General features: G+C 75.7%; 14 protein-coding genes and 1 pseudogene. 11 read left to right on the top strand and 4 right to left on the bottom strand.

The window, feature by feature from the left end:
• Positions 1–74: 74 nt before the first annotated feature.
• Entirely contained in the window at positions 75–422 is a 348-nt protein-coding gene (locus tag ACI2LW_RS04805; RefSeq protein WP_404729693.1) for a tetratricopeptide repeat protein, read from the bottom strand.
• A gap of 204 nt (positions 423–626) precedes the next feature.
• Between ACI2LW_RS04805 and ACI2LW_RS04800 the strand changes: the two genes are divergently transcribed.
• From ACI2LW_RS04800 to ACI2LW_RS04765, 8 genes are all read left to right on the top strand, one after another.
• Positions 627–1592 (top strand): pirin family protein, encoded by a 966-nt coding sequence (locus ACI2LW_RS04800; RefSeq protein ID WP_404729692.1) that lies wholly within the window; start codon positions 627–629, stop codon positions 1590–1592.
• 170 nt (positions 1593–1762) lie between these two features.
• A complete protein-coding gene (locus tag ACI2LW_RS04795; RefSeq protein ID WP_404729691.1) occupies positions 1763–2107 on the top strand; it encodes a DUF6343 family protein in 345 nt (114 codons plus the stop codon).
• A 243-nt stretch (positions 2108–2350) separates the two neighbouring features.
• Entirely contained in the window at positions 2351–3301 is a 951-nt protein-coding gene (locus ACI2LW_RS04790; RefSeq protein ID WP_404729690.1) for a universal stress protein, read from the top strand.
• Positions 3302–3718: 417 nt separating this feature from the next.
• The gene (locus ACI2LW_RS04785) at positions 3719–6820 is read left to right on the top strand and encodes an FAD-binding and (Fe-S)-binding domain-containing protein (protein WP_404729689.1); all 3102 of its coding nucleotides are present in this window, start codon (positions 3719–3721) and stop codon (positions 6818–6820) included.
• Between the two features lie 94 nt (positions 6821–6914).
• Positions 6915–8741 (top strand): thiamine pyrophosphate-requiring protein, encoded by a 1827-nt coding sequence (locus ACI2LW_RS04780; protein WP_404729688.1) that lies wholly within the window; start codon positions 6915–6917, stop codon positions 8739–8741.
• Positions 8742–8892: 151 nt separating this feature from the next.
• Positions 8893–10677 carry a glycoside hydrolase family 15 protein gene (locus ACI2LW_RS04775; protein WP_404729687.1) on the top strand — a complete coding sequence of 595 codons (1785 nt, stop codon included), beginning with the start codon at positions 8893–8895 and terminating at the stop codon, positions 10675–10677.
• A 4-nt stretch (positions 10678–10681) separates the two neighbouring features.
• Positions 10682–11698, top strand: coding sequence for an SDR family oxidoreductase (locus ACI2LW_RS04770; protein ID WP_404729686.1), 1017 nt, complete (start codon positions 10682–10684; stop codon positions 11696–11698).
• Between the two features lie 560 nt (positions 11699–12258).
• Positions 12259–12756: a MarR family winged helix-turn-helix transcriptional regulator gene (locus tag ACI2LW_RS04765; RefSeq protein ID WP_404729956.1), complete on the top strand. Its 498-nt coding sequence runs from the start codon at positions 12259–12261 to the stop codon at positions 12754–12756.
• A 168-nt stretch (positions 12757–12924) separates the two neighbouring features.
• Here ACI2LW_RS04765 and ACI2LW_RS04760 read toward each other — a convergent pair.
• Positions 12925–13843: pseudogene (locus tag ACI2LW_RS04760) on the bottom strand (aminoglycoside phosphotransferase family protein).
• A 203-nt stretch (positions 13844–14046) separates the two neighbouring features.
• Here ACI2LW_RS04760 and ACI2LW_RS04755 point away from each other — a divergent pair.
• Complete coding sequence (locus tag ACI2LW_RS04755; protein WP_404729685.1) at positions 14047–14412, top strand: cupin domain-containing protein; 366 nt, start codon at positions 14047–14049, stop codon at positions 14410–14412.
• A 292-nt stretch (positions 14413–14704) separates the two neighbouring features.
• Positions 14705–15406, top strand: coding sequence for an SDR family oxidoreductase (locus tag ACI2LW_RS04750; RefSeq protein WP_404729684.1), 702 nt, complete (start codon positions 14705–14707; stop codon positions 15404–15406).
• 151 nt (positions 15407–15557) lie between these two features.
• Here ACI2LW_RS04750 and ACI2LW_RS04745 read toward each other — a convergent pair whose 3' ends face one another.
• Complete coding sequence (locus ACI2LW_RS04745) at positions 15558–16928, bottom strand: VWA domain-containing protein (protein WP_404729683.1); 1371 nt, start codon at positions 16926–16928, stop codon at positions 15558–15560.
• Entirely contained in the window at positions 16925–17782 is an 858-nt protein-coding gene (locus tag ACI2LW_RS04740) for an AAA family ATPase (RefSeq protein ID WP_404729955.1), read from the bottom strand. Before ACI2LW_RS04740 ends, ACI2LW_RS04745 begins: the two co-directional genes overlap by 4 nt.
• A gap of 156 nt (positions 17783–17938) precedes the next feature.
• Here ACI2LW_RS04740 and ACI2LW_RS04735 point away from each other — a divergent pair, with 156 nt between their 5' ends.
• Positions 17939–18511, top strand: coding sequence for a TetR/AcrR family transcriptional regulator (locus tag ACI2LW_RS04735; RefSeq protein WP_404729682.1), 573 nt, complete (start codon positions 17939–17941; stop codon positions 18509–18511).
• Positions 18512–19377: the final 866 nt, after the last annotated feature.

The following is a 19377-nucleotide window of genomic DNA, read 5'->3' as shown; positions in this document are numbered from 1 at the left end:
TGAGGCGGCGTGGCGCGGCATGCGAGCCCGGCGGGCCCGGTGCGGGCAGGGCGAGCCGCTGGGCCCGGTGACCGTCACGCGCCCTCGAAGTCGCCCGAGAACGCCGCGGCGATCCGCAGATGCGCGCCCGCCTCCTCGTGGCGGCCCTGCCGCTGCAGGGTGCGGCCCAGCATGAGGTGGGCGTAGTGCTCGACCGGGTCGCGTTCCAGGACGGCGCGCAGCTCCGCCTCCGCCCGGCGCAGCTGGGCCGAGTGGTAGTAGGCACGGGCCAGCAGCAGCCGCGGACCGGTCTGCGCGGGCACCTCCTCGACCAGGGAGCCCAGCACCCGCGCGGCGCCGGCGTAGTCCCTGGCGTCGAAGAACATCCGCGCGCGCTCCCACCGCTCCGCCGCGGTCCCGTGGTCGTAGTAGGTCTGCTCCACGCGTCGCCTCCCTGTCGGTGATGTTCCGGACGTTCGGACGTCCTTCCGGCGTGGCGCCCGGACGTCCCGCGGTGGGGACAACCACGGGAGATGGTTTAACATTCCACTACTTCTGTGGCGGCCGCGCGCCGGTGCGCCGCCGGCCCGCCGGGCCGGCCGGGCGACGCGCTGACGCCACGGCTCGCACAGGACTAGGTTGAGCCCATGAGCAATCTTGATCGCGCGGCGACTCCCGCCGTGTGCGGTGGCCGCGGTTTCGTCGTGGCCGAGCCGGTGCGCGAACTCCTCAGCCCGCGCCGCGTCCAGCTGGGCGAGTCCACCGAGGTCCGCCGGCTGCTGCCCAACCTGGGGCGCCGCATGGTGGGAGCCTGGTGCTTCGTCGATCACTACGGCCCGGACGACATCGCCGACGAGCCCGGCATGCAGGTGCCCCCGCACCCGCACATGGGCCTGCAGACGGTGAGCTGGCTGCACCAGGGGGAGGTGCTGCACCGCGACTCCACCGGCAGCCTCCAGCTGATCCGCCCCCGCGAGCTGGGACTGATGACCTCGGGCCGGGCCATCAGCCACTCCGAGGAGAGCCCCCGGTCGCACGCCCGCTTCCTGCACGGCGCCCAGTTGTGGGTCGCCCTCCCGGAGGCCCACCGCCACACCGACCCGCACTTCGAACACCACGCCGAACTGCCGACCGTGACGGCACCGGGCCTGACGGCCACCCTCATCCTCGGCGGCCTGGACGGCGCGACCTCGCCGGGAACGGCGTACACCCCGATCGTCGGCGCCGACCTGTCCCTGACCCGCGGTGCGGACGTACGCCTGCCGCTGGAGCCGGACTTCGAGTACGCCGTGCTGTCCATGTCCGGCGAGGCCGACGTCGACGGCGTGCGCGTACTGCCCGGCTCGATGCTCTACCTCGGCTGCGGACGCACCGAACTCCCCCTGCGCGCCGAGTCGGACGCGGGCCTGATGCTCCTGGGCGGCGAGCCGTTCGAGGAGGAGCTGATCATGTTCTGGAACTGGATCGGCCGGACCCAGGAGGAGATCGCCCAGGCCCGCCGGGACTGGATGGAAGGGACTCGGTTCGGGGAAGTCAAGGGGTACGACGGGGCTCCGCTGGCGGCTCCCGAGCTGCCGCCGACGCCGCTGAAGCCCCGGGGCAGGGTGCGCTGAACCGTAGGGGTGCCAACACGCGGGGCGCCGCGCCCTCCGCGCACCGGAGGATGCCGCGAGCCCGCTCCTCACGTCCTGCTCGGACGTCCCCGATTTCGGACGTCCCCGGTTTCGCTCCTGCCCTGCGGGCTACGCGACGGGCGGGACGAGGACGTCCGAGGAGGTACGTGATGAGCGAGACCAACCAGGGACAGCGGGGCGAACAGGTCGGCCGTGCGCGCTCCGGGATGGTCGGCCGCCGCTTCCCGCGGACCGGCACCGAACCGGTGACCGCGCAGAGCCCGCTGGGCCTGCGCCTGCTCCTGTCGGCCGTCTTCCTGCCGCTGTTCGCCGCGGCGACCGTGTTCTTCGCCGTGTGGGCGGCGGACGCGGGCCCCGGGGCCAGCCCCGGGCGCGGCCCGCTGATCGCCGTCGCCGTCGTGTGCGGGGTCGTCGCCCTGCTGGCGGCGGCCGACCTCACGGTGGTCCTGCGGCGGCTGCGGCGCGAGCGGGGCGGCGGGCCGGCCGCCCGCTGAAGGACCCCCGGATCCGGGATCAGGGCCGAGCGGCCCCTGCGCACCGGAGCGCCGGAGCGGGAGGCTCGAGGCGGATCACGAGAGCATGAGAGCACTGGTGCACCCAGAGCGAGCGCACTGAGAGCGAGCGCACTGAGAGCGAGCGCACGGAGAGCGAGCGCACTGGGAGCACAGGGGCAGCGGAGGACGTCCGGAACCGGTCCCAGGGGCGGGGGCCGGACTGGAGGCCAGGAGGTACGCATCATGGTTCGCCACCTCGTCGCCGCGGTCGACGCGACCGCGGAGAGTCTCGCCGCCGCGCACTGGGCGGCCCGCGAGGCCGCGCGCCGCGACCTCCCCCTGCGCCTCGTGCACGTGTGGCAGTGGCGCCCCACCCCCGCCGCGTCCGTCCCGCTGGGCACCACTCAGCACGCGTGGGCCGAACAGACCCTGCGCGGGGTCGCCGGCAGTGTCCGGGCCGCTCACCCGGGACTTCGGATCACCGACCGGCTGGTGAGGTCGGACGCCGCGCTCGCCGCCCCCCTGGTCGAGGCGGCCGCGGAGGCGGAGTTGATGGTGCTCGGCTCCCGCGGGCTCGGCGGTCTCGCCGGCTTCGTGCTGGGCTCGGTGTCGCAGCGGGTCGTCGCCCGGTCGCCGCGGCCCGTCGTGCTCGTACGGGCCGGACAGGCCTCGGCGGGCGAGCACCTGCCGGCCGTGGACGGCGTCTCGCCCGACGAGATCCCCGAGACGCCCTACCGCGACGTGGTCCTCGGACTGGACACCGGCCGGCCCTGCGACGAGCTGATCGAGTTCGCCTTCGAGGCCGCCCACCGCCGGGCGGACGCCGCACTGCGCGTCCTCCACGCCCTGGGCGCCGCGTCCGGGCAGCACGGCGACGGCCGGCCGGAGCCGGCGACGGCACCGGAGGCGACGGCACCGGAGGCGACGGCACCGGAGGCGGCCGCCGGCCGGGAGCGCGCCGCCGTGGCCGCCGCGCTGCGCCCGTGGCGCGAGAAGTTCCCCGACGTCCCCGTCGTCGAGACCGTCACCGAGGGCCGGGCCGGGGCCGAACTGGTGCGGGCGTCGTCCGCGGCCTGCCTGGTCGTCGTCGGCCGCCGCAGGCGCCAGGCCCTCGTAGGGGGCCACATCGGCCCGGTGGCCCACGCCGTGCTCCACCACGCCCGCTGCCCCGTGGCCGTCGTCCCGCACGACTGACGGCGGCGCGCGCTGCCCGGCGGCGGCGCACCCGCATGACGGTCCGCGGTCCCGCATGACGGCCCGCGCGGTCCCGCATGACGGCCCGCGCGGTTCCGCATGGCGGTCCCGCGACGCTGCCCCTCCCGACCGGCCCCCGACCGGCCACCCGAACGGCGCAGCACGCATCGCACCCCCGCCCACCCCCGTCTCCGTCCCCGGACGGCGCGCCGACGCGCGGCGCCCCGCCCGTCCACGACAGCCGTACGACGCCGTACGACGCTTCACGAGAGGCGCACGACGCCGCACGACAGGCGGGTGAAAACGCACCCTTGCACACTGCAAGGGCGGGTACCCGGGACGAGCGGCGGCGGTCGGACCGGCCGCCCCGCGACCCCAGACGCGTACGCGTACGGTCCAGGAAGGCGGTCGCTCCCGATGAGTCGCACAACCTCCTCCGATGCCTCACCCGCCCCCGACGGTCCCGCGCTGGACGTGGCCGGACTCCGGGCCGCGCTGCGCGACGCGGTGGACGGGGAGGTCCGGTTCGACGCCGGGAGCAGAGGCGCGTACGTCACCGACGGCTCGAACTACCGCCAGGTGCCCATCGGCGTGGTCGTCCCGCGCACCGTCGAGGCGGGAGCGGAGGCGGTGCGGGTGTGCGCCCGGTTCGGCGCGCCGGTGCTCTCGCGCGGCGGCGGCACCAGTCTGGCCGGCCAGTCGACGAACACCGCCGTGGTGATCGACTGGACCAAGTACTGCCACGCCCTGGTCTCCGTCGACCCCGACGCCCGCACCTGCGTGGTCGAGCCCGGCATCGTCCTCGACCGGCTCAACCAGCGGCTGGCCGGGCACCGACTGCAGTTCGGGCCGAAGCCCTCCACGCACAGCCACTGCGCGCTCGGCGGGATGATCGGCAACAACTCCTGCGGCGCGTCCGCGCAGGCGTACGGCAAGACCGTCGACAACGTGCGCCGGCTGGAGATCCTCACCTATGACGGGCTGCGCACCTGGGTGGGGCCCACCCCGCGGGACGAGCGGGACCGGATCGCCGCCGAGGGCGGGCGGAAGGCCGAGATCTACGCCGGGCTGGACCGCATCGCCACCGAGTACCTGGCCGACATCCGGCGCGGCTACCCGAAGATCCCCCGCCGGGTCTCCGGCTACAACCTCGACTCGCTGCTGCCGGAGAACGGCTTCGACGTCGCCCGCGCCCTCGTCGGCAGCGAGGGCACCCTGGTGACGGTGTTGCGCGCCGAGCTCGACCTGGTGCCGGTGCCGGCGTACCAGTCGCTGCTGGTGCTCGGCTACGACGACATCTGCCGGGCCGGTGACGACGTGGCACGGCTGCTGGAACACTGCTCGCCCACCCAGCTGGAGGCGCTGGACGGACGGATGGCGCAGCTCATGCGCGAGGAGGGCGCCCACCTCGACTCCCTGGCCGTCCTCCCCGAGGGGGACAGCTGGCTGATGGTGCAGTTCGCCGGCCACAGCCAGGAGGAGGTCGACGAGCAGGCGCACAAGCTGCTGCACGCCCTCGGCCGCACCGAGAAGGACACCGACGTGGCCTTCTCCGACGACCCCGAGCGCGAGCAGCGGATGCTGAAGACCCGCGAGGCCGGACTCGGCGTCACCGCGCGCCCGCCGGACGACCGGGAGACCTGGGAGGGCTGGGAGGACTCCGCCGTCCCGCCCGAGCGGCTCGGCGACTACCTGCGCGACCTGAAGGAGCTGTTCCAGGAGTTCGGCTACGACCACCCGTCGCTGTACGGGCACTTCGGGCAGGGCTGCGTGCACACCCGTATCCCGTTCGGGCTGAAGACCGCGGAAGGCGTGGCGGACTTCCGCCGCTTCGTCGAGCGCGCCGCCGACCTCGTGGCCTCCTACGGCGGCTCCCTGTCCGGCGAGCACGGCGACGGCCAGGCCCGGGGCGAGCTGCTGACCAGGATGTTCGGCGAGCGGCTGGTGACCGCCTTCGGCGAGCTGAAGACGCTGTTCGACCCGGGGAACCGGATGAACCCCGGCAAGATCGTCGACCCCAACCCGGTCGACGGACAGCTCCGCCTGGGACCCGCCTGGCGCCCGGCCGCGCCGCACACGCACTTCGGCTACCCCGAGGACGACCACTCCTTCACCCGCGCCGTGATGCGCTGCGTCGGCATCGGCAACTGCCGCAGCCACGAGGGCGGCGTGATGTGCCCCTCCTACCGGGCCACGAAGGAGGAGGAGCACTCCACCCGCGGCCGGGCGCGGCTGCTGTTCGAGATGCTCGGCGGCCACGCGGACTCGGTGATCACCGACGGCTGGCGCTCCACCGAGGTGAAGGACGCCCTGGACCTGTGCCTGGCGTGCAAGGGCTGCAAGTCGGACTGCCCGGTGGGTGTCGACATGGCCACCTACAAGGCCGAGTTCCTCTCCCACCACTACGCGGGGCGGCCGCGCCCGGCCGCGCACTACTCCCTGGGCTGGCTGCCGCTGTGGGCGCGGCTGGCGCGTGCGGCGCCGTCGCTGGTCAACACGGTGCTGCGGGCGCCGGGACTGGCCCGCGCGGGCAAGCTGCTGGCCGGTGTGTCCGGTGAGCGGCAGGCCCCGCTGTTCGCCCGGCAGTCCTTCCTGGAGTGGTGGGAGGAGCAGGGCGCACCGGAGCCCGACCCGGCCGGCCCGCGCACCGTCGTCCTGTGGCCCGACACGTTCAGCACCCATCTGCACCCTTCCGTCGCGATCTCGGCGGTGCGCGTGCTGCGCGACGCGGGCTTCGACGTGGCCGTACCGGCCGAGCCGGTCTGCTGCGGGCTGACCTGGATCTCCACCGGCCAGCTCGGCGTCGCCGAACGGGTGCTGCGGCGCACGCTGAAGGTGCTGCGGCCGTATCTGGAGGCGGGCACGCCCGTCATCGGCCTGGAACCCTCCTGCACCGCGGTGTTCCGGTCGGACGCGCCGGAGCTGATGCCCGCCGACCAGGACGTCCGGCGGCTGGCCGGGCAGGTCCGCACCTTCGCCGAACAGCTCGTGCACCACGCGCCGGACGGCTGGCGCCCGCCCACGCTCACCCGGCAGGCGACCGTGCAGACCCACTGCCACCAGCACGCGATCATGAAGTTCGACGCCGACCGGGAACTGATGCGCCGCGCCCACCTCGACGCCGACGTCCTGGACGCGGGCTGCTGCGGACTGGCCGGCAACTTCGGATTTGAACGCGGCCACCACGAGGTCTCCATGGCCGTCGCGGAACAGGGCGTGCTGCCCGCCGTGCGCGACGCCGCGCCCGGCGCCCTGGTGCTCGCGGACGGCTTCAGCTGCCGCACCCAGATCGAACAGGGCGGCACCGGGCGCCGGGCCCTGCACCTGGCCGAGGCGCTCGCCCTCGGTCTCGACGGGAACCTGCCCGGCCGGCACCCCGAACGCCTGGCCCAGCGGCCCGTCCCGCCCTCCCGCGCGGCCGGGTGGGCGGCCACCGCGGGCGCCGCCGCGCTCACCGTCACGGCCACGGCCGCGGTCGCGGCCGGCCGGGGCGCGCTCAGACACCTGCGCCGCCCGTGACCCGTGGGCCTCCCACGGCCCGCGCCGGCCACGCCCCGTGCGCCGCCCGGACCCGCCCCCTCGCCACCGCACACTTCCCGAAAGGTCTTCCACCATGTCGATGAAGGTCTCCGACCACGTCCTCGAGCGTCTGCGCGACTGGGGTGTGGAGCACGTCTTCGCCTACCCCGGCGACGGCATCAACGGGCTGCTCGCCGCCTGGGGCCGGGCCGACGACAACCCCCGGTTCATCCAGGCCCGGCACGAGGAGATGGCCGCGTTCGAGGCCGTCGGCTACGCCAAGTTCTCCGGCCGGGTCGGCGTGTGCGCCGCCACCTCCGGCCCCGGCGCCATCCACCTCCTCAACGGCCTGTACGACGCCAAGCTCGACCACGTGCCGGTCGTCGCGATCGTCGGGCAGACCAACCGCAGCGCCATGGGCGGCTCCTACCAGCAGGAGGTCGACCTGCTGAGCCTCTACAAGGACGTCGCCTCCGACTTCTGCGAGATGGTCACCGTGCCCGAACAACTGCCCAACGTGCTGGACCGGGCGATGCGCACCGCCATGGCCCGCCGCTCGGTGACGGCCGTCATCATCCCCGCCGACGTGCAGGAACTCGACTACTCGCCGCCCGGGCACGCGTTCAAGATGGTGCCCTCCAGCCTGGGCATGCCGCACTACGCGCCGGTGCCCTCCGACGAGGACCTCGCCCGCGCCGCCGAGGTCCTCAACGCGGGCGAGAAGGTCGCGATCCTCATCGGGCAGGGCGCCCGCGGGGCCCGGCAGGAGGTCATGGCCGTCGCCGACCGGCTCGGCGCCGGCGTGGCCAAGGCGCTGCTCGGCAAGGACGCCCTGGACGACGACCTGCCCTACGTCACCGGCTCCATCGGCCTGCTCGGCACCCGGCCCTCGTACGAGCTGATGACCGGCTGCGACACCCTCCTCGTCATCGGATCGTCCTTCCCCTACACGCAGTTCCTGCCGGAGTTCGGGCAGGCGCGGGCCGTGCAGATCGACATCGACCCGCACATGGTCGGGCTGCGCTACCCCTTCGAGGTGAACCTGGTCGGCGACGCCGCCGCCACGCTCGACCGGCTGCTGCCCCTGCTGAAGGGCCGGGGCCGCGACAAGGCCTGGCGCAAGAAGATCGAGAAGGACACCGCCCGCTGGTGGGAGGTCATGGAGCGGCGGGCCGCCGTGGACGCCGACCCGATCAACCCCGAGTACGTCGCGCACGCCCTCAACGACCTGCTGCCCGACGACGTCGTCCTCGCCGCCGACTCCGGCTCCGCCGCCAACTGGTACGCCCGCCACCTCAGGCTGCGCGGCGCCATGCGCGGCTCCCTCTCCGGCACCCTCGCCACCATGGGACCCGGCGTGCCGTACGTCATCGGCGCCAAGTTCGCGCACGGCGACCGCCCGGCCATCGCCCTCGTGGGCGACGGCGCGATGCAGATGAACGGCATGGCCGAGCTGATCACCGTCGCCAAGTACTGGCGCGAGTGGCAGGACCCGCGCCTGGTCGTCGCCGTCCTCAACAACCGGGACCTCAACCAGGTGACCTGGGAGATGCGCGCCATGACCGGCGCCCCGCAGTTCCTGCCCTCGCAGTCCATCCCGGACGTCGCCTACGCCGACTTCGCCCGGCTGATCGGCCTGGACGGCATCCGGGTCGAGAAGCCCGGCGACGTGCGCGGCGCCTGGGAGGCCGCGCTGGCCGCGGACCGGCCCTGCGTGCTCGACTTCGTCACCGACCCCGCCGTACCGCCGATCCCGCCGCACGCCACGCTCGACCAGATCGAGGCCGCCGCCACCGCCGTCCTCAAGGGCGACAGCGACCGCGCCGGCATGGTCCGCCAGGGCTTCAAGGCCAAGGTGCAGGAGTTCCTGCCGGGCGGCCGGCACCGCGAGGACCGGCCCGGAGCCGGGGAGGAGAAGTGAGCGGCACACCGGCGCCCGGCCGGCCGGTCACCACGCGGGCCGGCCGCGCACCCGCCACAAGGACCCGGGGCGCGGACGCCGGGGCGGCCGGCGCCGCCGCTCGCGCGCGGACCCCGGCGCGCCGCGCGGACTGACGAGGGAGGCGGTACGGATGAGCGTCATGTCGTTCCCGCCGCACGCGCTGCACGACTACGCGCTGCTGGCCGACGGCGAGCGCGGCGCCCTGATCGGACCGGACGGCGCCGTCACCTGGCTGTGCGCGCCCACCTGGCACGACGACGCGGTCCTCGCCTCCCTGATCGGCGGCGCCGGCGGCTACGCCGTCACCCCGCGCGGCCGGTGGGTCCCCGGCGGCTACTACGAGGAGGGCACGCTGATCTGGCGCAGCCGCTGGGTCACCACCGACGGCGTGATCGAGTGCCGTGAGGCCCTCGCCTTCCCCGGCGACGCGGGCCGCCTGGTCCTGCTGAGGCGGGTGCACGCCGTGGACGGCGCCGCGCACCTCAGGGTCGTACTCGACCCGCGGGCCGACTACGGGCGGGCGGCGCCGGCCTCCGCGCACCGCGACGACGCCGGCGTGTGGCACCTGAACACCGGCCGCCACCGCCTGCGCTGGCAGGGCGCCCCCTCGGCCGCCGTCCGCGCCGAGGGTCTGACCGCCGACCTGCTGCTCGAACCCGGCGAACACCACGACCTGGTCCTGGAGTGCTCCGACTCGCCGCTGCCGCGCGTCCCGCCCGCGGCCGGGCCGTGCTGGGCCGCCACCGAGCGGGCCTGGAAACAGGCCGTGCCCGGCCTGGAGCACACCCTCGCCACCGCGGACGCCCGCCGCTCCTGGGCCGTGCTGCGCGGCCTGACCACCCACGGCGGCGGCATGGTCGCCGCGGCCACCACCAGCCTGCCCGAACGCGCCGAGGCGGGCCGCAACTACGACTACCGGTACGTGTGGATCCGCGACCAGAGCTACGCCGGGCAGGCCGCCGCGGCGGCGGGCGCCCCCGAACTCCTCGACAGCGCGGTCCGTTTCGTCGGGGAGCGGCTGCTCACCGACGGCCCGCGTCTCGCCCCCGCCTACACGGTGCACGGCACCCCCGTGCCCGGGCAGCGCGAACTCGACCTGCCCGGCTACCCCGGCGGCTTCAGCCGGATCGGCAACCACGTGGAACACCAGTTCCAGCTGGACTGCTTCGGCGAGGCGCTGCTGCTGTTCGCCGCCGCCGAACGGCTGGGCCGGCTGGACGACGACGGGCGCAAGGCCGCCGAGACCGCGGTGCGGGCCGTCGCCGAGCGGTGGCGCGAGCCCGACGCCGGCATCTGGGAGCTGGACGACCGGCCCTGGACGCACAGCCGGCTCACCTGCGTCGCGGGCCTGCGCGCATGGGCCGGCGCCGCTCCCGGCCGGCCGCTCTCCGCGACCTGCGCCGGCCTCGCCGACACGCTGCTCACCGAGACGGCGGCGACCGGCGTGCACCCCCGCGGCCACTGGCAGCGCACCCCCGACGATCCGGCGGTCGACGCCGCCCTGCTGCTGCCCGCCCTGCGCGGCGCGCTGCCCGCCGCCGACCCGCGCACCCGGGCCACCCTCGCCGCCTGCCGCGCGCAACTGGCCCAGGACCACTTCGTCTACCGCTTCCGTCACGACGACCGGCCCCTGGAGGAGGCCGAGGGCGCGTTCCTGCTGTGCGGCTTCCTGATGGCGCTGGCCGAGCACGAGCAGGGCGACGAGGTCGCCGCGCACCGCTGGTTCGAACGCAACCGCGGCGCGTGCGGCGCGTCCGGCCTGTACGCGGAGGAGTTCGACATCGCCCAGCGCCAGCTGCGCGGCAACCTCCCGCAGGCCTTCGTCCACGCCCTGCTGCTGGAGAGCGCCGCCCGCCTGGCCCGCACCCCGCGCCGTGGGGCGTCCACCGCCGAGCAAGGACGAGCAAGGAGCTGAACTCATGACCCAGACCGTCGTCATCACCGGCGCCAGCGCCGGCATCGGCCGCGCCACCGCCCGCCTGTACGCCAGGCGCGGCGCGAACGTGGTCCTGATCGCCCGCGGCCGGACCGGGCTGGACGCGGCCGCCAAGGAGGTCGAGTCGCTGGGCGGCCGGCCGCTGGTCCAGCTGGCCGACGTGGCCGAAGCGGACCAGGTGGACATCGCCGCCTCGGCCGCCGAGGAGCGGTTCGGGCCGCTCGACGTGTGGATCAACTGCGCGTTCAGCACGGTGTTCGCGCCGTTCGAGGAGATCTCGCCGGAGGAGTACCGGCGGGCCACCGAGGTGACGTACCTCGGGTTCGTCAACGGCACCCGCAGCGCGCTGCGGCGGATGCTGCCCCGCGACCGCGGCACGATCGTGCAGGTGGGCTCCGCCCTGGGGGAGAGGTCGGTGCCGCTCCAGTCGGTCTACTGCGGCGCCAAGCACGCCATCAACGGCTTCACCTCCTCGCTGCGCACCGAACTGCTCCACCGCGGCAGCAACGTGCACGTCACCGTGGCCCAGATGCCGGCCGTCAACACCCCGCAGTTCTCCTGGGTGACCACGCGGCTGCCGAAGCATCCGCGGCCCGTCCCGCCGATCTACCAGCCGGAGGTGGCCGCCCGGGGCGTCGCGCACGCCGCCGACCACCCGCGCCGCAAGCAGTACTACGTCGGCGCCACCACACTGGCGACGATCTGGGCCAACCGCCTGGCCCCGGCGCTGCTCGACCGCTACCTGGCCCGGACCGGATTCGACTCCCAGCAGACCGAGGACCGGCCGCCGTCGGGGGAGAGCAACCTGTTCGAGCCGGTCGACGGGCCGCGGGGCACCGACCACGGCGCCCACGGCGTCTTCGACGAGGTCTCCCACGGCCGCTCCTTCCAGGCCGCGCTGGCCCGTCACCCGGCCGCCGTCGTCTCCGCGCTCGCCGTCGGGGCCGCCGCCACGGCCAGGGCGGCGCTCACCCGGCGCGGCGGGACGGGCGGGTCGTGACCCGCCGGGGTGGGCGGGGCGAGGTGTTGTCGGTGACCGGTGGGGCGCGGGGTGCCAGGTCGGGTGGGGTGCGGGACGCGCGGTGCGGAAAGGGCCGTACCGCCCGCAACCGCCCGCACCGCACCGCCGCGCCGGGCAGCGGCCGTCCGTCGTCCTCGCCGTCCCCGCCGTCCTCGCCGTCCCCGCCGTGGCGGCCGGGGACCGCCCGGACCGCTGTCCGGTGGCGGCGGCGTCCGGCGCGTTGACTCTCCGCGCGTGAACGGCTCCGCCGGAAGGAGCGGAGCAGGCGGCAGGAGCGGAGCAGGCGGAAGGGATCGAACAGGCGGAAGGGGGCCACGATGGAACACCACGACACCGACCCGACCCCCGCCGCGCCCGGCGACCTCCCTGCACGGCACGGGGAACCCGGCCGGCGCGGGGAGCCCGGCCGGCACGGGGAGCCCGGCCGGCACGGGGAGCCCGCCCCTCTCGCGGATCCGGCGGGCCGTCGCGAACAACCGGGGGAGAGCGGACGGCACGCCGCCCTGGACCGCGAGGCCGAGGAACTGGCCGCGGCCGTGATGGGCGCGTCGCGGCTGTTCGTGGCCATCTCCGCGCGGGCGCTCGCCTCCACCGACGAGTCGCTCACCCTGCCCCAGCTGCGCGCCCTGGTCGTGCTCGACACCTGCGGACCCGTCAAGCTCGTCGCCCTGGCCGCCACCCTCGGCGTCAACCCCTCCACGGCGCTGCGCATGGTGGAGCGGCTGGAGGCGCTCGGCCTGGTCGACCGCAGGACCAACCCGGCCAACCGGCGCGAGGTCGTGCTGCGCCTGACTTCCGGCGGACGCGGCCTGGTCGCACGGGTCCTCGCCCACCGCCGCGCGGAGATCCGCCGGCTGGTGCAGCGGCTGCCCGCGGGCGAGCGCGCGGCGCTCGTCCCCGCCCTGCGGGCGCTGACGGCGGCGGCGGGAGAGCCTGCTACCGGGGACGACGACACCGCGCGCGTCCTCCGCGGCGTCGTCGACGACCCGCTCTCACCCGCGCCGCGGACCGACAGCCCACCCGCGACCGACGTCTGACCGGTGGACCGGCGGCTGACGTGCGACCGGCGGCCGACCTCCGATCGATGTCCGACCGGTGGACCGGCGGCGGATCGGTGAGCGGGTGGCGGCTGACCCGCGGACGGGTGCATCCGGCTCGCGGGTCGGACGCCCGGCGTGCCGCCAGGGCCGGCCCGGCGGCATCGATCACGAGCGCGGCCGGCGCCGGCCGGCCCCCGCCGCGCGGTGGTCGTCCAGTACCGCGCGGATCACCTGCCGGGCGACGCCGGCCATGAAGGGGCTGGTGTCGCGGTAGTACCGCAGCTCGAGCAGCGCGATCGACAGGGCCCAGCCGCCCCCGGGCCCAGGCCGCCTCGCCCGCGCCCACCGCCGCCCGGAACCGGTCCCGTACTCCGGCCGGCAGGACGTACCAGGCCGCGATCAGGTCGACGGCGGGGTCGCCGAGACCCAGGCACCCGAAGTCGATGACCGCGGTCAGCCGCCCGCCCGCCAGCAGCAGGTTCGCGGGCTGGAGGTCGGCGTGGATCCAGCCGGGCGGGCCGGCCGGCGCCGGGGCGGCCACCGACTCCTCCCAGGCTTGGGCCACCGCCTCGGCGTCGAGGTCGCCGCGCAGGCCCTCGATCGCCTCGCGGGTCACCGCGTCGCGCGCGGCGAGCGGCTCGGCGCGGTACGAGGGCGGGCCGCCCGCCGGGTCCGCCGCGTGCAGCGCGGTGACGAACCGCGCCAGGCCGTCGGCCAGCAGATCCGGAGCGGCGAGACGCGCCACGGCCGGCGCCCCCTCGATCCAGCGGTACACGGCCCAGGGCCACGGACAGCCCTCGGCCGGCCGGCCCCGGCCGAGCGGCACGGGGACGGCCACGGGCAGCGACGGCGCCAGACGCGGCAGCCAGGCGCACTCCTTGTCGATGTCCGCGGCGGCGCCGGCGGTACGGGGCAGCCGTACCACCCTCTCCTCGCCCAGCCGGAACATGACGTTGGAGGTGCCGGCCGGCTCCAGCCGTCGCACGGGCAGCCGTGCCCACCGCGGGAACTGAGCGGCGATCAGCCGGCGCACGAGCGGGGCGTCGTACGCGGGTTCACCGGGGTGCAGGGTCTGGGCGCGCATGAGCCGAGAGCAAACGGCCCCGCGGGGACCCGGGTCAACCCGTTTTCGGGTCCCGGCCGGGCCCGTTGCGATGGCGGGGTGGGTCCGCCCGGAGGAGGATGAACCCATATGGGGCCAGGGCCCCCGCCGGTACCGCGCTCCTCACGGGAGACGGGGGGCCGGCCCCGGCCGCAGGGATCACGGCCGGAAGGGAGACCACCGTCATGCTGGAAGTGAAGACGGTCGAGAAGCCGGACGAGCGGCGGGACTTCCCCCGGGGCCACCTCGACGCCGTCCACCTGACCGGGCTCGACTTCGCCGTGGGCACCTTCGAACCGGGCTGGCGCTGGTCGGAGTCGGTCGGCCCGATCGCCGGGACGGAGAGTTGCCGCGTCCACCACAACGGCTTCGTCGTCCAGGGCCGTATGCACCTGGCCATGGACGAGGGCGGCGAGTGCGAGGTGGGACCCGGCGACGTCTTCGTCTGCCCGCCCGGGCACGACGCCTGGGTCGTGGGCGACGAGCAGGTCGTGGTGTACGACTTCGGCGGCGCCACGGCGCGGGAGTACGCGAAGCCGGCGGAGGGCTGAGCGGACTCCGGAGGACCGAGTCGGCCCCGAGGGCCGAGCGGGGCCGGGAGGGCCGAGCGGGGCCGAGCGGGACCGGGAGGGCCGACGGGGTCCCGCGAGGGAGGGGCTGAGCGGGCCCTGGGGGTGAGCGGGCCCCGCAGGGTCGAGCCGGGCCGGACGCGGCCGCGCTTGCCCATTGGAAACCGATCGGTTTACTGTGGCGGCAGCCAGAAACCGATCGGTTTCCGCTGTCGTGCCGGAGTCCCCGGCCGGCTCCCTTCCCCGCGCCTTCCCCTCCCCTCTGGAGATTCCCATGACCCACATCGAAGGCTCCGTCGCCCTGGTCACCGGCGGCAGCCGCGGCATCGGCCGGGCCCTGGTGGCAGCCCTGCTCGAGCGGGGCGCCGCGAAGGTCTACGCCACCGCCCGCGATCCCCGTACCGTCACGGACCCGCGTGCGGTGCCGCTGGCGCTGGAGGTGAGCGACCCGGCCTCCGTCGCGGCCGCCGCCGAGCAGGCGCGGGACGTCACCCTCCTCGTCAACAACGCGGGCCAGGCGCGCGCCGCCAACTTCCTCGACTCCCCGGTGGAGGACGTGCGCAGCGACTTCGAGACCAACTTCTACGGCCCGCTGAACGTCGCCCGCGCCTTCGTTCCCCTCATCGAGCGCAACGGCGGCGGCCACATCCTCAACGTCCACTCGGTGCTGTCGTGGATCGGCCTGAGCGGCTCCTACAGCGCCTCCAAGGCCGCGCTGTGGTCGCAGACGAACTCCCTGCGGCTGGACCTGAAGCCGCGCGGCATCCAGGTCACGGGCCTGCACGTCGGCTACGTCGACACCGACATGGCCGCGCACGTCGACGCGCCCAAGTCCACCCCCGAGAGCGTGGCCGCCCAGGCCCTCGACGGCATCGAGTCCAACGCCTACGAGGTCCTCGCCGACGACCTCACCCGCCAGGTCAAGGCCGGGCTCTCCGCCGACCTCGCGGTCCTCTACCCCGGCCTGGCGGCCTGATCGGTGCTCTGCCCCGGCCTGGCGGCCCGACCGGAGTCGGGCCCCGGCCTGGCGGCCCGACCGGAGTCCTGCCCCGGCCTGGCGGCCCGACCGGAGTCCTGCCCCGGCCTGGCAGCCCGACCGGAGTCCCGCCCCGGGCCCGGCGGTCCGGTCAGACCGGCAGCAGCCGGGAGACCAGCGCGCCCAGCTGACGGGCGTTGCGGCACTCGTGCATCCCGACCAGCCCGGCGTAGGCGGGCGCGGCCGAATCGCCGGTACCCCACTGGGTGCGCGGCTCCGGGTTCAGCCAGTACAGCCGGCGGGCCCGCCCGGCGATCTCCCGCAGCGCCGGCAGGTTGGGGTCGCTCATGTTGGTGCGCGCGTCGCCGAGCAGGAACACCGTCGTGCGCGGGCCGACCGCGTCGCCGTACCGCTCGGCGAACTCGCCCAGCGCGAGGCCGTAGTCGCTGCTGCCGTGCCAGCCGGTCAGCCGCGCCTCCGCCTGGATGCGGGCGGCGAGGCCCCCGGCGTCGGCCGCGCCGCGCCGCAGCAGTCCGGTGACCTCGTCGACGCGGTTGACGAAGGCGAACACGCGCACCTTGCTGAACTGCTCGTGCAGCGCCTGCACCAGCAGCATGGTGAAGTCGGAGAACCCGGCCACCGAGCCCGACACATCGCACAGCAGCACCAGTTCGGGGCGCGTGGGCCGGCGTCGGCGCAGCACCGGCTTCACCGGGACACCACCGGTCGACAGCGAGCCGCGCAGGGTGCGGCGCAGATCGATCGTGCCCCGGGCGGCCCGGCGGCGGCGGGCCGCCAGCCGGGTGGCCAGCTTCCGGGCCAGCGGCCGTACGGTCCGGCGCAGTTCGTCCAGCCGGTCCCGCCCCGCGTACAGGAAGTCCACGCGGTCCGCGCTGGGCGGCACCGCGCGCCGCGCGATCTCCTCGCGCCCGCGCCGCTCCGCCACCCGGCGCCGCGCCTCCGAGCCGACCAGCCGCCGGAACTCCTCGATCCGCCCCCGGATCTCGTCGTCCAGCAGCCGGTCCGTGAAGCCGTCCGCACCGCCCGCGGCCCGGATGCCCGCGCGCACCCGGGCCAGCAGCGTCTGCGGCCGCAGCCGCTCCAGGGTCTGGTACGCCGACCAGCCGTCCGAGCCGGGTACGGCGCCGTAGCCGCCGAAGCCGTCCACGGCCTCGACCGCCAGCCGCGCCAGCAGGGCGCCGTCGTCCGCGGCGAGCGCCCGCGCGAGCCGTTCGCGCAGGTCCTCCCGGTCGGCGGGGGCGGTACCGGGGGCGCCGACCCCGCGCGGGAAGTACAGGTCGAAGACCGGGTCGAACACCGGGCGCTGGCCGTTGCCGTGCAGCAGGGTGGCGGCCAGTCCTTCGCGCAGCACCTCCCGGTCCGCCAGGCCGAGCGCCGCCATCGCCCGCGCCGCGTCCACGGTCTCCCCGGTCCCGATCCGGACGCCGTGCCCGCGCAGGGCCGCGACAAGGCCCGTCAGCCGCTCGGGCAGCCCGGCGCCGTCCGGCGCGGCGGGGCTCACACGGCGTCCAGGTCGAGCTTGGCGGCCGCCTTGACCACGTCCTCCTGGTGCTTGAGCAGCACGCCCAGACTGTCCCGGACCACGTCCTCGTCCAGGGTGTCCGCGCCGAGCGCGAGCAGGGTCCGCGCCCAGTCGACGGTCTCGGCGACCGAGGGCGCCTTGCGCAGGTCCATGGCCCGCAGCGCGCCGACCACCCGCACCACGGACGCGGCCAGCGCCTCGTCCAGCTCCGGCACCCTCAGCCGCACGATCCGGCGCTCCAGCTCCTCCTCGGGGAAGCCGATGTGCAGGAACAGACAGCGCCGGCGCAGCGCCTCCGACAGTTCGCGGGTCGCGTTGGAGGTGAGCACGACGAACGGGCGGCGCGTCGCGGTGATGGTGCCCAGTTCCGGCACCGTCACCTGGAAGTCGCTGAGCACCTCCAGCAGCAGGCCCTCCACCTCCACGTCGGCCTTGTCGGTCTCGTCGATCAGCAGCACCTTGGCCTCGTCGCCGCGGATCGCGGTGAGCAGGGGCCGGGTGAGCAGGAACTCCTCGCTGAAGATGTCGGTGCGCGCCTCGTCCCAGGTCTCGCCGCGGCCCGCGCTGATCCGCAGCAGCTGCTTGGCGTGGTTCCACTCGTACAGGGCGCGGGCCTCGTCGACCCCCTCGTAGCACTGCAGCCGCACCAGCCGGGCCCCGGCGACCTGTGCCACGGCCTTGGCCAGCTCGGTCTTGCCGACCCCGGCCGGCCCCTCCACCAGCAGCGGCTTGCCGAGGCGGTCGGCGAGGAAGACGGCGGTGGCGACGGCGGGCGAGGCGAGATAGCCGGTCTCGGCGAGGCGGGCGGAGACATCGTCGACGGACGTGAACAACAGGGCCTCCAGCGCGGCGGGAAACGAGTAAGGGTCCGTGGTCCGGTCACTATCTAAGCGCTTGTTCAGTCCATCTGTCACGGGGAGACAGCGCGTCGGCCGCCGGAGTACACCGATCGGTTTCCGCCTGGGGGTGCGGCGCGGTAACCTCCCCTCATGGCCACCACGGACAGGGCGACCCCCCGCGACCGGCTGCTCGACGCCGCCGCCGAGCTGTTCTACCGGGACGGCGTCTCCATCGGCGTGGAGGCGCTGTGCCGCGCGGCGGGCGTCTCCAAGCGGTCCATGTACCAGCTCTTCGACAGCAAGGACGAGGTGCTCGCCGCGAGCCTGGAGCGGCGGCTGCCCGGCTACGAGGCGCTGCTCGTACCCGGCCCCGAGCAGGCCGCCACCCCGCGCGAGCGCATCCTGTACGTTTTCGAGCGGCTGGCCGGGGCGGCCGCGGAGCCCGGCTACCACGGCTGCCCCTACCTCGCCGCGCTCGTCGAGCTGAAGGACCCCGAGCACGTGGCGAGCCGGGTGGCGCGCGGCGCCAAGGAGCGCCTGAAGGAGACCTTCCGCGAGCTGGCCGCGCTCGGCGGCGCCCGCGATCCGGGACTGCTGGCCCGTCAGCTGATGCTGGTCTTCGACGGGTCCAGCGCCCGCAGCGGGGCGGGCGTGGAGCAACTGGACGACGGGCTGGCCGCGGCCACCGCGAGCGCCCTGCTGGACGCGGCCGGCGTCGGCTGACGCCGGGCCCTCGCCGGGCTCCGCCAGGCCCTTGCCGGGCTCCGCCGGGCCCTTGCCGGGCTCCGCCGGGCCCTTGCCGGGCTCCCGCCGGGTCTTCGCCGGGCTCCGGCCCGGTTCCCGCCGGGCCCTTGCCGGGTTCCCGCCGGGCTCCCCGTCCGGCTCCCGCCGGGCTCCCGTCGGGCCTTAGCGGGGCCTTCGCCGGGCCCCCGTCCGGCTCCCGCCAGGCCTTCGCAGGGCCTTCGCCGGGTTCGCACCGGCCCGGTCCCGCCGGGCCCTTGCCGGGTTCCCGTCGGCCCCGTCCGGCTCCCCGCCGGGCCCTTGCCGGGCTCCCGCCGGCCCCCCGTCCGGCTCCCCGCCGGGACCTCGCCCGACTCCCGTCGGGCCTTAGCGGGGCCTTCGCCGGGCCCCCGTCCGGCTCCCGCCAGGCCTTCGCAGGGCCTTCGCCGGGTTCGCACCGGCCCGGTCCCCGCCGGGCCCTTGCCGGGTTCCCGTCGGCCCCCGTCCGGCTCCCCGCCGGGCCCTTGCCGGGCTCCCGCCGGCCCCCCGTCCGGCTCCCGCCGGGCTCCCGTCGGGCCTTAGCGGGGCCTTCGCCGGGCCCCCGTCCGGCTCCCGCCAGGCCTTCGCAGGGCCTTCGCCGGGTTCGCACCGGCCCGGTCCCGCCGGGCCCTTGCCGGGCTCCCGCCGGGCTCCCGCAGGGCCCTCGCCCGACCTCCGCCAGGCCTTCGTAGGGCCTTCGCCGGGCCTTCGAGGGGCTCCGGCCCGGGCCCTCGCCCGGGCCCTCGCCCGGGCCCTCGCCCGGGCCCTCGCCCGGGCCCTCGCCCGGGCCCTCGCCCGGGCCCTCGCCCGGGCCCTCGCCCGGGCCCTCG

Origin of the sequence: Streptomyces sp. NPDC004065, assembly GCF_044903565.1 — a bacterium.
Lineage (GTDB): Bacteria > Actinomycetota > Actinomycetes > Streptomycetales > Streptomycetaceae > Streptomyces.
The sequence above is the reverse complement of the archived record's forward strand: the minus strand, read 5'-3'. Positions and strand labels throughout refer to the sequence as shown.

Bases quoted from the DNA above. Each gene is read 5' to 3' on its own strand.
- ACI2LW_RS04800 (WP_404729692.1), top strand. From the start codon at position 627: ATGAGCAATCTTGATCGCGCGGCGACTCCCGCCGTGTGCGGTGGCCGC.
- ACI2LW_RS04795 (WP_404729691.1), top strand. From the start codon at position 1,763: ATGAGCGAGACCAACCAGGGACAGCGGGGCGAACAGGTCGGCCGTGCG.
- ACI2LW_RS04790 (WP_404729690.1), top strand. From the start codon at position 2,351: ATGGTTCGCCACCTCGTCGCCGCGGTCGACGCGACCGCGGAGAGTCTC.
- ACI2LW_RS04785 (WP_404729689.1), top strand. From the start codon at position 3,719: ATGAGTCGCACAACCTCCTCCGATGCCTCACCCGCCCCCGACGGTCCC.
- ACI2LW_RS04780 (WP_404729688.1), top strand. From the start codon at position 6,915: ATGTCGATGAAGGTCTCCGACCACGTCCTCGAGCGTCTGCGCGACTGG.
- ACI2LW_RS04775 (WP_404729687.1), top strand. From the start codon at position 8,893: ATGAGCGTCATGTCGTTCCCGCCGCACGCGCTGCACGACTACGCGCTG.
- ACI2LW_RS04770 (WP_404729686.1), top strand. From the start codon at position 10,682: ATGACCCAGACCGTCGTCATCACCGGCGCCAGCGCCGGCATCGGCCGC.
- ACI2LW_RS04765 (WP_404729956.1), top strand. From the start codon at position 12,259: ATGGGCGCGTCGCGGCTGTTCGTGGCCATCTCCGCGCGGGCGCTCGCC.
- ACI2LW_RS04755 (WP_404729685.1), top strand. From the start codon at position 14,047: ATGCTGGAAGTGAAGACGGTCGAGAAGCCGGACGAGCGGCGGGACTTC.
- ACI2LW_RS04750 (WP_404729684.1), top strand. From the start codon at position 14,705: ATGACCCACATCGAAGGCTCCGTCGCCCTGGTCACCGGCGGCAGCCGC.
- ACI2LW_RS04735 (WP_404729682.1), top strand. From the start codon at position 17,939: ATGGCCACCACGGACAGGGCGACCCCCCGCGACCGGCTGCTCGACGCC.